The 13,683-nt window shown below is 51.0% G+C and carries 4 protein-coding genes; all 4 read right to left on the bottom strand.

What is annotated here, in order from left to right; all coding sequences use genetic code 11:
* Positions 1-72: 72 nt before the first annotated feature.
* A complete protein-coding gene (locus J7439_RS08470) occupies positions 73-3,621 on the bottom strand; it encodes an RAP domain-containing protein (protein WP_209201396.1) in 3,549 nt (1,182 codons plus the stop codon).
* A 106-nt stretch (positions 3,622-3,727) separates the two neighbouring features.
* A complete protein-coding gene (locus J7439_RS08465; RefSeq protein ID WP_209201395.1) occupies positions 3,728-6,196 on the bottom strand; it encodes an RAP domain-containing protein in 2,469 nt (822 codons plus the stop codon).
* Positions 6,197-6,302: 106 nt separating this feature from the next.
* On the bottom strand, positions 6,303-9,464 hold the full coding sequence (locus tag J7439_RS08460) for an RAP domain-containing protein (protein ID WP_209201394.1): 3,162 nt from the start codon (positions 9,462-9,464) through the stop codon (positions 6,303-6,305).
* A 239-nt stretch (positions 9,465-9,703) separates the two neighbouring features.
* Positions 9,704-13,516: an RAP domain-containing protein gene (locus tag J7439_RS08455; protein WP_209201393.1), complete on the bottom strand. Its 3,813-nt coding sequence runs from the start codon at positions 13,514-13,516 to the stop codon at positions 9,704-9,706.
* Positions 13,517-13,683 lie beyond the last annotated feature (167 nt).

Raw genomic sequence — 13,683 nt, 5'->3', positions numbered from 1 at the left:
GCAGACTGCTGTCCTGCTCAGAAGTTCATTTTGCTGAGCTGTCTATAAACGCAAGTGGTTGGAGAAGAACAACTACTCTGGATTGTGAAATGATTCAGAGCCATGCGCCTTTGGTTGGGTGTTTATCCTGGTCTTTATTTGATCAATACATCGTTTTATTGAATCCGGGCTCCAAAGCTTGTTAATCGGGATTTCAATGACCTCAAACCCTGATTTTTGCAGCAGTGCGATTTTAAGCAGAGTTGAACCATTCCGGGTTTTGAAATCGTTACTCACGTAATGAAACGGTCCCTGAATTTCAATCACCATGTTGTGATCTGGCAGTAGCAGGTCAACTGGCGGTAATGAGTTCAGACTCTTTTCTTCTTTAATCTTCAAAGAGGGCATGCATGATTGGAGTTGATTGCGGACGATGGTTTGAGGTTTTGAAGTCATTGTCTGGTAATGGGGGGCGAATGGACACGCTCTGCCAAGCCAACTGGCGGCCATGGCAATGATGGTTTGATCCTCTTCATTATCGGGGGATGTATTTTCCAGGCGAGTCAACAGGTCATCCATGTGCTTTTCAAGCACGTTATTTTTATTGGCATTGGAGACCAGATACAACCTGGCACAGCATACCATGACTCCCCAGAGAGACATCGATATATCTTGCCTGGAGAGCTGAGGTTTTTCACTGATTTTGTGGACAAGCGATTCGAATGTAGAGGTAACCACATTCAGCTCAACGAGTTCACCCAGTTTCGCCATGGCCCACAGCAGGTTGGCGATATGCTGGGGAATAAACTGGTCTTTCTTTGCGTTCACGTGGGGCAACAGGGTGGTGACGGCCTCTTTAAGCTTCGGTGTCTGGTCATGCACGTCGTCCACCAGTTTCGCCATGGTCCACAACAGGTTGGCGATTTCCTGGGCATTAAATTGGTCTTTCAATGCGTTCACCTGGGGCAACAGCGCAGTGACGGTCTTTTTGAGCTCTGGTGTCGGTTCTTGCACGTCGTCCATTAATTTCACCATGGCCCACAGCAGGTTGGCGATAGCCTGGGCATTAAATTGGTCTTTCTGTGCGTTCACGAGGGGCAACAGGGCAACCACGGCCTTTTTGAGCGCTGGTGTCTGGTCCTGCCCGTTGTCCACCAGTTTCGCCATGGCCCACAGCAGGTTGGCGATATGCTGAGGAATAAATTGGTCTTTCTGTGTGTTTACGTGGGGCAACAGGGCGACTGCGGCTTCCATGAGACCTGTTGCCTGCTCCTGCCCGTTGTCCACCAGTTTCGCCATGGCCCACAGCAGGCTGACAATGCCCTGGGCATTGAATTGATCTTTCCGTGCGTTCACGTTGGGCAACAACGAGGCCACAGCCTCTTTGAGTTCTGGTGTCTGCTCCTGACCGTTGTCCACCAGTTTCGCTATGGACCACAGAAGGTTGGTAATTTCCTGTGGTTTAAAGTTAGCTTTTTGTGCGTTCACGTGGGGTATCTGCGCAGCCACAGCTTCTTTAAGCTCTGGTGTCCACTCCTGCCCGTTGTCCACCAGTTTCGCCATGGCCCACAGCAGGTTGGCAATCCCCTGGGCATTAAATTGGTCTTTCAATGCGTTCACAAGGAGCAACAGGGCGACCACGGCCTCTTTGAGCCCTGGTGTCTGCTCCTGCCCATTGTCCACCAGTTTCGCTATGGCCCACAGCAGGTTGGCGATTTCCTGTGGGTTAAAGTTAGCTTTCTGATTGTTCATGTTGGGCAACAACGCGACCACGGCCTCTTTGAGCCCTGGTGTCTGCTCCTGCCCATTGTCCACCAGTTTCGCTATGGCCCACAGCAGGTTGACGATTTCCTGTGGGTTAAAGCAAGCTTTTTGTGTGTTTACGTGGGGCAGCAGCGCAGCCACCGCCTCTTTGAGTTCTGGTGTCTGCTCCTGAGCGTTGTCCACCAGTTTCGCCATGGCCCACAGCAGTTTGGCAATATGCTGAGGAATAAATTGGTTTTTCTGTGCGCTCACCTGGGGTAACAGTGTGGCCGCGGCCTCTTTGAGACCCGGTGTCCGATCCATCCCGTTGTCCACCAGTTTCGCCATGGCCCACAGCAGGTTGGCGATAGCCTGAGGAATAAATTGGTCTTTCTGTACGTTCACGTGGGGCAGCAGCGCGGCTATGGCCTCGTTGAGCTCTGGTGTCTGCTCCTGCCCATTGTCCACCAGTTTCGCTATGGCCCACAGCAGGTTGACGATAGCCTGGGTATTAAATTGGTCTTTCTGTGATTTCACATGGGGCAACAGCGTGGCCACAGCTTCTTTGAGCTCTGGTGTACACTCCCCATTGTCCACCAGTTTCGCCATGGCCCACAGCAGGTTGGCAATATTCTGGGTATTAAATTGGTCTTTCTGTGCGTTCATATGGGGGAACAGCGTGGCCGCAGCTTCTTTGAGCTCTGGTGTACACTCCCCGTTGTCTACCAGTTTCGCCATGGCCCACAGCAGGTTGGCGATAGCCTGAGGAATAAATTGGTCTTTCTGAGCGTTCACGTGGGGCAACAGGGCGGCCACGGCCTCGTTGAGCCCTGGTGTCCGCTCCTGGCCGTTGTCCACCAGTTTCGCCATGGCCCACAGCAGGTTGGCGATACCCTGCGGTTTAAAGTTAGTTTTTTGCACGTTCACGTGGGGCAGCAGTAAGGCTACGGCCTCGTTGAGCTCTGGTATCCGCTTTTGCCCGTTGTCCACCAGTTTCGCCATGGCCCACAGCAGGTTGGCAATATTCTGGGCATCAAATTGGTCTTTCTGTGCGTTCACATGGGGCAACAGCGCGGCCACAGCTTCTTTGAGCTCCGGTGTCCACTCCCCGTTGTCCACCAGTTTTGCCATGGCCCACAGCAGGTTGGCGATGCCCTGAGGAATAAATTGGTCTTGCTGTGCATTCACGTGGGGCAATAGGGCGGCCACGGCTTCTTTGAACTCTGGTGTCTGCTTCTGCCCATTGTCCACCAGTTTCGCCATGGCCCACAGCAGGTTGGAGGTTCCCAGGGCATCAATATCCCTGGCTTGAGGTTTTTGGTTGCACTTGAATATTATTGCATCAAGTAGCGTGGACAATAAGGCAGCTTGAGTGAGCTTAACACGCTGATTCGCGGGTTTATGAGGGGTAAAAACACCCGCTGAAGTCAATGAATGAAATGTTGTCGTCAGGCTTCGCCAGTTCCAGCTCCGCGTTGCTGTGAAATTTTGCAGCAAACGTATCAGCTGGCTTTGTTCCGCTCGATTTAACGGTCTTTTAGCAGCTGACGTGTATTTTTTAATTGAACTGGCATATTGCCCGTGATTTCTCCCATCATAGCGATGACCGAAACGATCCGATTTTCTCAACAGATCATCCATTATTTCCTGTTTGATGAGGACATTAAAATCCTGAACAGGGTTTACTGAACGGCCCTGTAGATGTTGAGAAGAGCTGGCTCCAGAAGAATGGTAAAATTCATTGCGACCCGGTGCAGTGCGGGGGGGATGATTCCATTGTCTGACTGTGGCATGTCTATATCGTCCTCGCGCTGAAGAAGGGGCATGGCCATTCGGTCGGTTGTAATCATTACCTGATCTTGTGTATTTACCACTGATACCAGCAGAGCTTCTATCCATAATTATATTTCATTAATTCATGAAAATATAAAAAGCAGACTGCTGTTCTGCTCAGAAGTTCATTTTGCTGAGCTGTCTATAAACGCAAGTGGTTGGAGAAGAACAACTACTCTGGATTGTGAAAACGCAAGATGTTTACCCTGGCCTTTATTTGATCAATAAATGGTTTCCTTAAATCCTGGTTACAAAGCTGGTTAGCTGGAATTTCAATGACCTCAAACCCTGCTTTTTGCAGCAGCGCGATTTTCAGCAGCGTCGAACCATTCCGGGTTTTGAAATCACCATTCACGTAATGAGACGACCCCTGAACTTCAATCACCATGTTGTGATCTGGCAGTAGCAGGTCAACCGGAGGTAATGAGTTCAGACTCTTTTCTTCTTCAATCTTCAAAGAGGGCAAGCATGATTTGAGGTGATTGCGGACGACAGTTTGAAGTTTTGAAGTCATTGTCTGGTAATGGGGGGCGAACGGACACGCTCTGCCAAGCCAACTGGCGGCCATGGCAATGATGGTTTGATCCTCTTCATTATCCGGGGATGTATTTTCCAGGCGAGTAAACAGGTCATCCATGTGCTTTTCAAGCACGTTATTTTTATTGGCATTGGAGACCAGAGACAACCTGGCACAGCACACCATTATACCCCAGAGGGACATAGATATGCTTTGCTGAGAGAGCTGAGGGTTTTCACTGATTTTGTGGACAAGCGATTTGAAGATAGAGGTAACCACCTTCAGCTCAACGAGCTCACCCAGTTTCGCCATGGCCCACAGCAGGTTGGCGATACCCTGTGGTTTAAAGTTAGCTTTCTGTGCGTTCACGTGGGGTAACAGCACGGCCACGGCTGTTTTCAACTCTGGTGTCCACTCCTGCCCGTTGTCCACCAGTTTCGCCATGGCCCACAGCAGGTTGGCGATGTGCTGAGGAATAAATTGGTCTTTCTGTGCGTTCACGTGAGGCAATAGCGTGGCCACAGCCTCGTTGAGCGCTGGTGTCTTTTCATGCCCGTTGTCCATCAGTTTCGCCATGGCCCAAAGCAGGTTGGCGATGTGCTGAGGAATAAATTGGTCTTTCTGTGCGTTCACGTGGGGCAACAGTGCGGCCACAGCTTCTTTGAGCTTTGGTGTCCACTCCCCGTTGTCCACCAGTTTTGCCATGGCCCACAGCAGGTTGGCGATGTGCTGAGGATTAAATTGGTCTTTCCGGGCATTAACGCGGGGCAACAGCGCGGCCACCGCCTCGTTGAGCGCTGGTATCTTCTCCTGCCCGTTGTCCACCAGTTTCGCCATAGCCCACAGCAGGTTGGCGATATGCTGAGGAATAAATTGGTCTTTCTGTGTATTCACGTGGGGCAACAGCGCGACCACCGCCTCTTTGAGCCTTGGTGTCCGCTCCAGCCCGTTGTCCACCAGTTTCGCCATGGCCCACAGCAGGTTGGCAATGCCCTGGGCATTAAGTCGGTTTTTCTGTGCGTTCACGAGGGGCAGAAGGGCGGCCACGGCCTCTTTGAGCCCTGGTGTCCGCTCCAGCCGGTTGTCCACCAGTTTCGCTATGGCCCAGAGCAGGTTGACAATGCCCTGGGCTTTAAATTGGTCTTTTGCGTTCACGTGGTGCAAAAGTGCAGCCACCGCCTCGTTGAACGCAGGGGTCGACTCCTGACCGTTGTCTATCAGTTTCGCCATGGCCCACAGCAGGTTGGCAATGCCCTGGGCATTAAGTTGGTTTTTCTGTGCGTCCACAAGGGGCAACAGGGCGGCCACGGCCTCGTTGAGCCCTGGTGTCCGCTCCAGCCCGTTGTCCGCCAGTTTCGCCATGGCCCACAGCAGGTTGGCAATGCCCTGGGCCTTAAATTGGTCTTTCTGTACGTTCACGTGGGGCAACAGCACGACAACGGCCTCGTTGAACTCTGATGTCCGCTCCAGCCCGTTGGCCACCAGTTTTGCCATGGCCCAAAGCAGGTTGGCGATACCCCGGGCATCAATATTCCTGGCTTCAGTTTTTTGGCTGCAGTTAAATATTATTGCATCCAGTAGTGTTGACAATAAGTGAGCTTGAGTAAGCTTAACACGCTCATCCATGGATTTATGGGGGGCAAAAACACCCGCTGATGTAAATGAATGAAGTGTCGTCGTCAGGCTTCGCCAGTTCCAGCTCCGCGTTGCTGTGAAATTTTGCAGGAAACGCATCAGCTGGCTTTGTTCAGCTCGATTTAGCGGTCTTTTAGCAGTTGACGTGTATTTTTTAATTGAACTGGCATATCGACTGTGATCTCTCCCATCATAGCGATGACCGAAATGATCCGATTTACTCACCAGGCCATCCATTATTTCCTGTTTAACGAGGGCATTAAAATCCTGAGCAGGGTTTACTGAACGGCACTGTAGATGTTGAGAAGAGCTTGCTCCAGAAGAATGGTAAAATTCATTGCGACCCGGTGCAGTGCGGGGGGGATTATCCCATTGTTTGACTGTGGCATGTCTATATCGCCCACGCCTTGAAAAAGCAGCCTGGTCATCAGGTCGGTTATTATCTGATCTTGTGTATTTACCACTGATACCAGCAGATCTGCTATCCATAATTATATTTCATTAATTCATGAGAATATAAAAAGCAGACTGCTGTTCTGTTCAGAAGTTCATTTTGCTGAACTGTCTATAAACGCAAATGGTTGGAGAAGAACAACTACTCTGGATTGTGAAATGATTCAGAGCCATGCCCCTTTGGTGGAGTGTTTATCCTGGCCTTTATTTGATTAATCCATCGTATTATGGAATCCCGGTTCCAAAGCTGGTTAATCGGGATTTCAATAACCTCAAATCCTGATTTTTGCAGCAGTGCAATTTTAAGCAGAGTTGAACCATTCCGGGTTTTGAAATCGCCATTCACGTAATGAAATGGTCCCTGAATTTCAATCACTATGTTGTGATCTGGCAGTGACAGGTCAACCGGGGGTAATGAGTTCAAACTCTTTTCTTTTTCAATCTTCAAAGAGGGAATGCATGATTGGAGTTGGTCGCAGAAGTCGGTTTGAGGTTTTGAAATGGTTGTCTGGTAAGGGGGGACGATCGGACACGGTCTGCCAAGCCAACTGGCGGCCATGGCAATGACGCGCTGATCCTTTTCATTGTTCGGCGGTGTATTTTCCAGGCGAGTAAACAGGTCATCCATGTGCTTTTCAAGCACGGTACTGTTATTGGCATTGGAGACCATAGACAACCTGGCACAGCATACCATTACGCCCCAGAGAGACATAAATATATCTTGCTGAGAGGGCTGAGGGTTTTCACTGATTTTGTGGACAAGCGATTTGAAGATAGAGGTAGCCACGTTCAGCTCAACGAGTTCACCCAGTTTCGCCATGGCCCACAGCAGGTTGGAGATAGCCTGAGGAATAAATTGGTCTTTCTGTGCGTTCACGTGGGGCAACAGCGCGGCCACGGGCGCTTTGAACTCTGGAGTCCACTCCTGCCCGTTGTCCAGCAGTTTCGCCATGGCCCACAGCAGGTTGACGATGTGCTGAGGATTAAATTGGTCTTTCTGTGCGTTCACGTGAGGCAACAGCGTGGCAACAGCCTCGTTGAGCGCTGGTGTCCGTTCATGCCCGTTGTCCATCAGTTTCGCTATGGCCCACAGCAGGTTGGCGATATGTTGAGGAATAAATTGGTCTTTCAGTGCGTTCACCCGGGGCAACAGCGCGGCCACAGCTTCTTTGAGCTCTGGTGTCGACTCCCTGTTGTTCACCAGTTTTGCCATGGCCCACAGCAGGTTGGCGATGTGCTGAGGAATGAATTGGTCTTTCCGGGCATTCACGAGGGGCAACAGGGCGGCCACCGCCTCGTTGTGGGCTGGTATCTTCTCCTGCCCGTTGTCCACCAGTTTCGCCATGGCCCACAGCAGGTTGGCGATTTCCTGTGGGTTAAAGTCAGCTTTCTTTGCGTTCACGTGGGGCAACAGCGCGGCCACGGTCTTTTTGATTTCAGGTGTCTGCTCCTGCCCGTTGTCCACCAGTTTCGCCATGGCCCACAGCAGGTTGGCGATTTCCTGTGGGTTAAAGTCAGCTATCTTTGCGTTCACGTGGGGCAACAGCGCGGCCACGGTCTTTTTGATTTCAGGTGTCTGCTCCTGCCCGTTGTCCACCAGTTTCGCCAGGGCCCACAGCTGGTTGGCGATATTCTGAGGAATCAATTGGTCTTTCTGTGCATTCACGACGCGGGGCAACAGCGCGGCCACGGTCTTTTTGATGTCGGGTGTCTGCTCCTGCCCGTTGTCCACCAGTTTCGCCAGGGTCCATAGCAGGTTGGTGATCCCCTGGGCATTAAATTGGTCTCTTTGTACGTTCACGTGGGGCAACAACGCGAACAGAGCCGCTTTGAACTCTGGTGTCCGTTCTTGCCCGTTGTCCACCAGTTTTGCCATGGCCCAGAACAAGTTGGCGATCCCCCGGGCATTAAATTGGTCTTTCCGTGCGTTCACGCGGGATAACAGCGCGGCGACGGTCTTTTTGATTTCAGGTGTCTGTTCCTGCCCGTTGTCCACCAGTTTCGCCATAGCCCATAACAGGTTGGTGATTTCCTGTGATTTAAAGTTAGCTTTTTGTGCGTTCACGGGGGGTAACAATGCGGCCACGACCGCCTTGATTTCGGGTGTCTGCTTCTGCCCGTGGACTACCAGTTTGGCTATGGCCCAAAGCAGGTTGGTGAGACCCTGTGGGTTAAATCTGGTGTTCTGTGCGTTCACCTGTGGCAACAGTGCGGCGATGGCCTCTTTAAACTCTGGTGTTCGCTCCTGGCCATTGTCCACCAGTTTCGCCATGGCCCATAGCAGGTTGGCGGTTTCCTGTGGTTTAAAGTCAGCTTTCTGTACGTTCACCTGTGGCAACAGCGCGACCAGGGCCTCGTTGAGATCTGGTGTTTGCTCCTGGCCATTGTCCACCAGTTTCGCCATGGCCCACAGCAGGTTGGTGATTTCCTGTGGTTTAAAGTTAGCTTTCTGTGCGTTCATGTGAGGCAACAGCGCGGCTAAGGCTTCGTTGAGCTCTGGTGTTCGCTTCTGGCCATTGTCCACCAGTTTCGCCATAGCCCACAGCAAGTTGGCGATTTCCTGTGGTTTAAAGTTGGTTTTCTGTGTGTTTACGTGGGGCCATAGAGCGGCCACGGCCTCTTTGAGCCCTGGTGTACACTCCTGCCCGTTGCCTGCCAGTTTCGCCAGGGCCCACAGCAGGTTGGCGATTCCCCGGGCATCAATATCTCTGGCTTCAGGTTTTTGGTTGCACTTGAATATGATTGCATCAAGTAGCGTCGACAGTAAGGCAGCTTGAGTACGCTTAACACGCTCCTCCATGGTGTTATGCGGGGTAAATACACCCGCTGAAATAAATGAATGGAGTGTTGTCGTCAGACTTCGCCAATTCCAGCTCCGTGTTACGGAAAAATTTTGCAGTAAACGTATCAGCTGACTTTGCTCGGCTCGATTTAATGGTCTTTTAGCAGCTGACGTGTAATTTTTAATTGAACTGGCATATAGACCATGATGTTTCCCATCATAGCGATAACCGAACCGATCAAATTGACTTGCCAGACCAGCCACTATTTCCTGTTGGATGAGGGCACTGAAATCTTGAGCAGGGTATACTGAACGGCAAAGCAGATACTGAGAAGAGGGTACGCCAAAAGAATGGGAAAACTCATTACGCCCGGGGATAGAGCGGGAGTGATTATCCCGCTGTCTGACTGTGGCATGTCTATAATGTCCACGCCCTGAAGAAGGGGCATGGTCATTCGGTTGGTTGTAATGATTACCTGATCTTGTGTATTGACCACTGATACCAGCAGAACTTCTATCCATAATTATATTTCATTAATTCATGAAAATATAAAAAGCAGACTGCGGTTCTGCTCAGAAGTTCATTTTTGTGAAATGTCTATAAAGCCAGGTGTTTGGGGATACACATCGACTCCTGGTGTCACCCATCCGTTATTTGCAAATCATCCGGGGCGAAATTCATGAACAACATGTGTTCAATGCTGGCACGCCATCCCTTGAATGTGGCAACGGTTTTTGAGTCATGATGGAAGGGGGGGGGATTACTGGCATTTTTTCTTCTTTTTTTTGCTTTTTGGTTTGCGTGGTTGCTGTTCTGCAGTTTCTTCGGCGGTGAAGTAACCTTGTTCTTCCCACCCTTCATCGGCAGTAAAGTATTCCCCATCTGTATCCCCGCTGGTAAATGATTCAGAGTCATGCCCCTGTGGCGGGATGTTTACCCTGGTCTTTACTTGATCAATACACAGTTTCATTAAGTCCCGGTTACAAATCTGTTTAAACGGGACTTCAATGACCTCAAATCCTGCTTTTTGCAATAGTGCGATTTTAAGCAGGGTCGAACCATTCCTGGTGTTGAAATCACCATTTACGTAATGAAACGGTCCCTGGATTTCAATCACAATGTTGTGATCTGGCAGTAGCAGGTCGACTGGAGGTAATGAGTTCAGACTCTTTTCTTCTTCAATCTGCAAAGAAGGAATGCATGATTGGAGTTGATTACGGAAGTTGGACTGATGTCTTGACATGATTGTCGGGTAACAGGGAGTCACCGGATAGGCTCTGCCAAGCCAACTGGCGGCCATGGCAATGATGGATTGATCCTCTTGATTGTCTGGGCAGGTATTTTCCAGCCGGGTAAACAGGTCATCCATGTGTTTTTCAAGCACGTTATTTTTATTGGCATTGGAGACCAGAGACAACCTGGCACAGCATACCATGACTCCCCAGAGAGACATAAATATCGTTTGTTGACAGAGCTGAGGATTTTCACTGATTCGGTAGACCAGCGATTCGAACGTAGAGATAACCTCGTTCAGCTCAACAAGCTCACCCATTTTTGCTATGCACCACAGCAGGTTGGCGATATGCTGAGGAATAAACTGGTCTTTCTGTGCGTTCACGCAGGGCAAAAGTGCAGCCACAGCCTCGTTGAGTTCCGGAACCCGCTCCTGGCCGCTGTCCATCAGTTTCGCCATGGCCCACAGGAGGTTGGTGATCCCCTGGGCATTAAATTGGTCTTTATGTGCGTTCATGTGGGGCAACAGTTCGGCCAGGGCTTTTTTGAACCTTGGTGTCAGCTCCTGGCCGTTGTCCACCAGTTTCGCCATGGCCCACAGGAGGTTGACGATTTCCTGTGGTTTAAAGTTACCTTGATATGCGTTCACGTGAGTCAACAGCGTGGCCACAGCAGCTTTGAGATCTGGTGTCCACTCCCCTTTGTCCACCAGTTTCGCAATAGCCCATAGCAGGTTGGCGATCTGCTGAGGAGTAAATTGCTCTTTCTGTGTCTTCACGTTGGGCAACAGCGCGGCCACGGCCTCTTTGAGCATTGGTGTCCGCTCCAGCCCGTTGTCCACCAGTTTCGCCATGGCCCACAGCAGGTTGGCGATATGCTGAGGAGTAAATTGGTCTCTCCGTGTGCTCATGTGGGTCAACAGTGTGGCCACAGCATCGTTGAGCTCTGGTGTCCGCTCCTCCCCGTTGTCCACAAGTTTCGCCATGGCCCACAGCAGGTTGGCGATACCCTGGGCCTTAAATTGGTCTTTCTGTGCATTCACACAGGGCAACAGCCCGGTTATGGCTTCGTTGAGATCTGGTGTCTGCTCAAAGCCGTTGTCCACCAGTTTTGCCATGGCCCACAGCAGGTTGGCTATTTCCTGTGGGTTAAAGTTAGCTGTCTGTACACTCATTTGGGGTAACAGGGCAACCACCGCTTCTTTGAGCCCACGTGTTTGCTCTTGCCCGTTCTCCACCAGTTTCGCCATGGCCCAGAACAGGTTGGCGATGCCCTGGGCACTGAATTGGTCTTTCTGTGCGTTCACGAGGCTCAACAGCACAGCCACAGCTTCTCTGAGCCCTGGTGTCCGTTCCTGCCCGTTGTCCACAAGTTTCGCCATGGCCCACAGCAGGTTGGTGATACCCTGGGCCTTAAATTGGTCTTTTTTTGCGTGCACGCAGGGCAACAGCGTGGCCACGGCCTGTTTGAGCCCGGGGGGCTGCTCAAAGCCGTTGTCCACCAACTTCGCCATGACCCACAGCAGGTTGGCGATATTCTGAGGAATAAACTGGTCTTTTTTTGCCTTCACGTAGGGTAACATCACGGCCACAGCCGCGATCAGGTCTGGTGCCTGCTGCTGGCCGCTGTCCACCAGTTTCCCCATGGCCCAGAGCAGGTTGGCGATCCCCTGGGCACTAAATTGGTCTTTCTTTGCATTCACATGGGGCAACAGTGCGGCCACGGTCTTTTTGAACTCTTGTGTCTGCTTCTGCCCGTTGTCCACCAGTTTCGCCATGGCCCACAGCAGGTTGGCGATTTCCTGTGGAGTAAAGTGAGCCTTCTGTGTGTTCACGCGGGGTATCAGCGCGGCTACGGCCCGGTAGAGCCCTGGTGTTCGCGCCTGCCCGCTGTCCGCCAGTTTCGCCATGGCCCACAGCAGGTTGGCGGTTTCCTGTGGGTTAAAGCGAGTTTTCTCTCCGCTCACATGGGGTACCAGCGCGGCCACAGCCTTTTTGAACGCTGGTGTCCGCTCCAGCCCGTTGTCCACCAGTTTCGCCATGGCCCACAGCAGGTTGGCGATACCCTGACCCTGGTGACTAAATTGGTCTTTCTTTGCGTTCACTTGATGCAAAAGCAGGGTCAGGGCCTCTTTGAGTTCTGGTGTCCGCTCCTGCCCGTTGTTCACCAGTTTCGCCATTGCCCACAGCAGGTTGACGATTTCCTGTGGGTTAAATTGAGTTTTCAGTGGTTTCACTTGGGGCAACAGCGTGGCCACAGTTTCTTTGAGCTTTGGTGCTAACTCCCCGTTGTCTACCAGTTTCGCCATGGCCCACAACAGGTTGGCGATACCCTGGGTATTAAATTGGTCTTTCTGTGCGTTCACATGGGGCAGAAGTACGGCCAGGGCCTCTTTGAGTTCTGGTGTCCGCTCCTGCCCGTTGCTTACCAGTTTCGCCATGGCCCACAGCAGGCTGGCGATTTCCTGTGGATCAAAGTTAGCTTTCTGTGCGTTTACCTGGGGCCACAGCGCGGGCACAGCTTCTTTGAGCTGGGGTGTCCACTCCCAGTTGTTCACCAGTTTCGCTATGGCCCACAGCAGGTTGGCGATTCCCTGGGCATTAAATTGGTCTTTGTTTGCGTTTACGCGGGGCAACAGCACGGCCACAGCCTCTTTGAGCTCTGGTGTCAGCTCCTGCCCTCTGTCCACCAGTTTCGCTATGGCCCACAGCAGATTGGTTATGCCCTGGGGATCAATATTCCTCCTCGCTTCAGTTTTGTGGTTGCAGTTAAATATTATTGCATCAAGTAGCGTTGACAATAAGGCAGCTTGTGTACGTGTAACACGCTCATCCATGGGGTTATGAGGGGTAAAAACACCCGCTGAAGTCAATGAATGAAGTGTTGTCGTCAGGCTTCGCCAATTCCAGCTCCGTGTTGCGGTAAAATTTTGCAGTAAACGTATCAGCTTGACTTGTTCAGCTCGATTTAGAGGTCTTTTAGAAGCTGACGTATATTTTTTAATTGAACTGGCATATTGTCCGTGATATCTCCCATCATAGTGATAACCCATGTGATCCGATTTTCTCACCAGGCTTTCCATTACCTCCTGTTTGATAAGGGCATTATAATCCTGGGCAGGGTTTACTGAACGGCGCTGTAGATCTTGAGAAGAGCTTGCGGCCGAAGAATGGTGAAATTTGTTGACCTCCGGAGTATTGCGGAGGGAATTATCCCACTTTCTGACTGTGCCATGTCTGTATCGCCCACCCATTGAAGAAGCGACACGGTCATCCGGTTGGTTGTAATCATTACCTGATTTTGCGTATTTACCACTGATACCAGCAGAGCTTCTATCCATAATGATATTTCATTAATTCATGAAAATATAAAAGGCAGACTGTTATTCTGTTCAGAAGTTCATTTAACTGAAATGTCGATAAAACCAGGTATTTGGGGATACACATCGACTCCTGATGTTACCCATCCGTTATTGAAAATCATCCGGGGCGAGATTCATGAACAACA

The organism is Salinisphaera sp. G21_0 (assembly GCF_017744115.1).
GTDB lineage: Bacteria > Pseudomonadota > Gammaproteobacteria > Pseudomonadales > Endozoicomonadaceae > Endozoicomonas.
The sequence above is the reverse complement of the archived record's forward strand: the minus strand, read 5'-3'. Positions and strand labels throughout refer to the sequence as shown.

Excerpts from the sequence above, each read along its gene's own strand:
- J7439_RS08470 (WP_209201396.1), bottom strand. The coding sequence starts at position 3,621 with ATGGATAGAAGCTCTGCTGGTATCAGTGGTAAATACACAAGATCAGGT.
- J7439_RS08465 (WP_209201395.1), bottom strand. The coding sequence starts at position 6,196 with ATGGATAGCAGATCTGCTGGTATCAGTGGTAAATACACAAGATCAGAT.
- J7439_RS08460 (WP_209201394.1), bottom strand. The coding sequence starts at position 9,464 with ATGGATAGAAGTTCTGCTGGTATCAGTGGTCAATACACAAGATCAGGT.
- J7439_RS08455 (WP_209201393.1), bottom strand. The coding sequence starts at position 13,516 with ATGGATAGAAGCTCTGCTGGTATCAGTGGTAAATACGCAAAATCAGGT.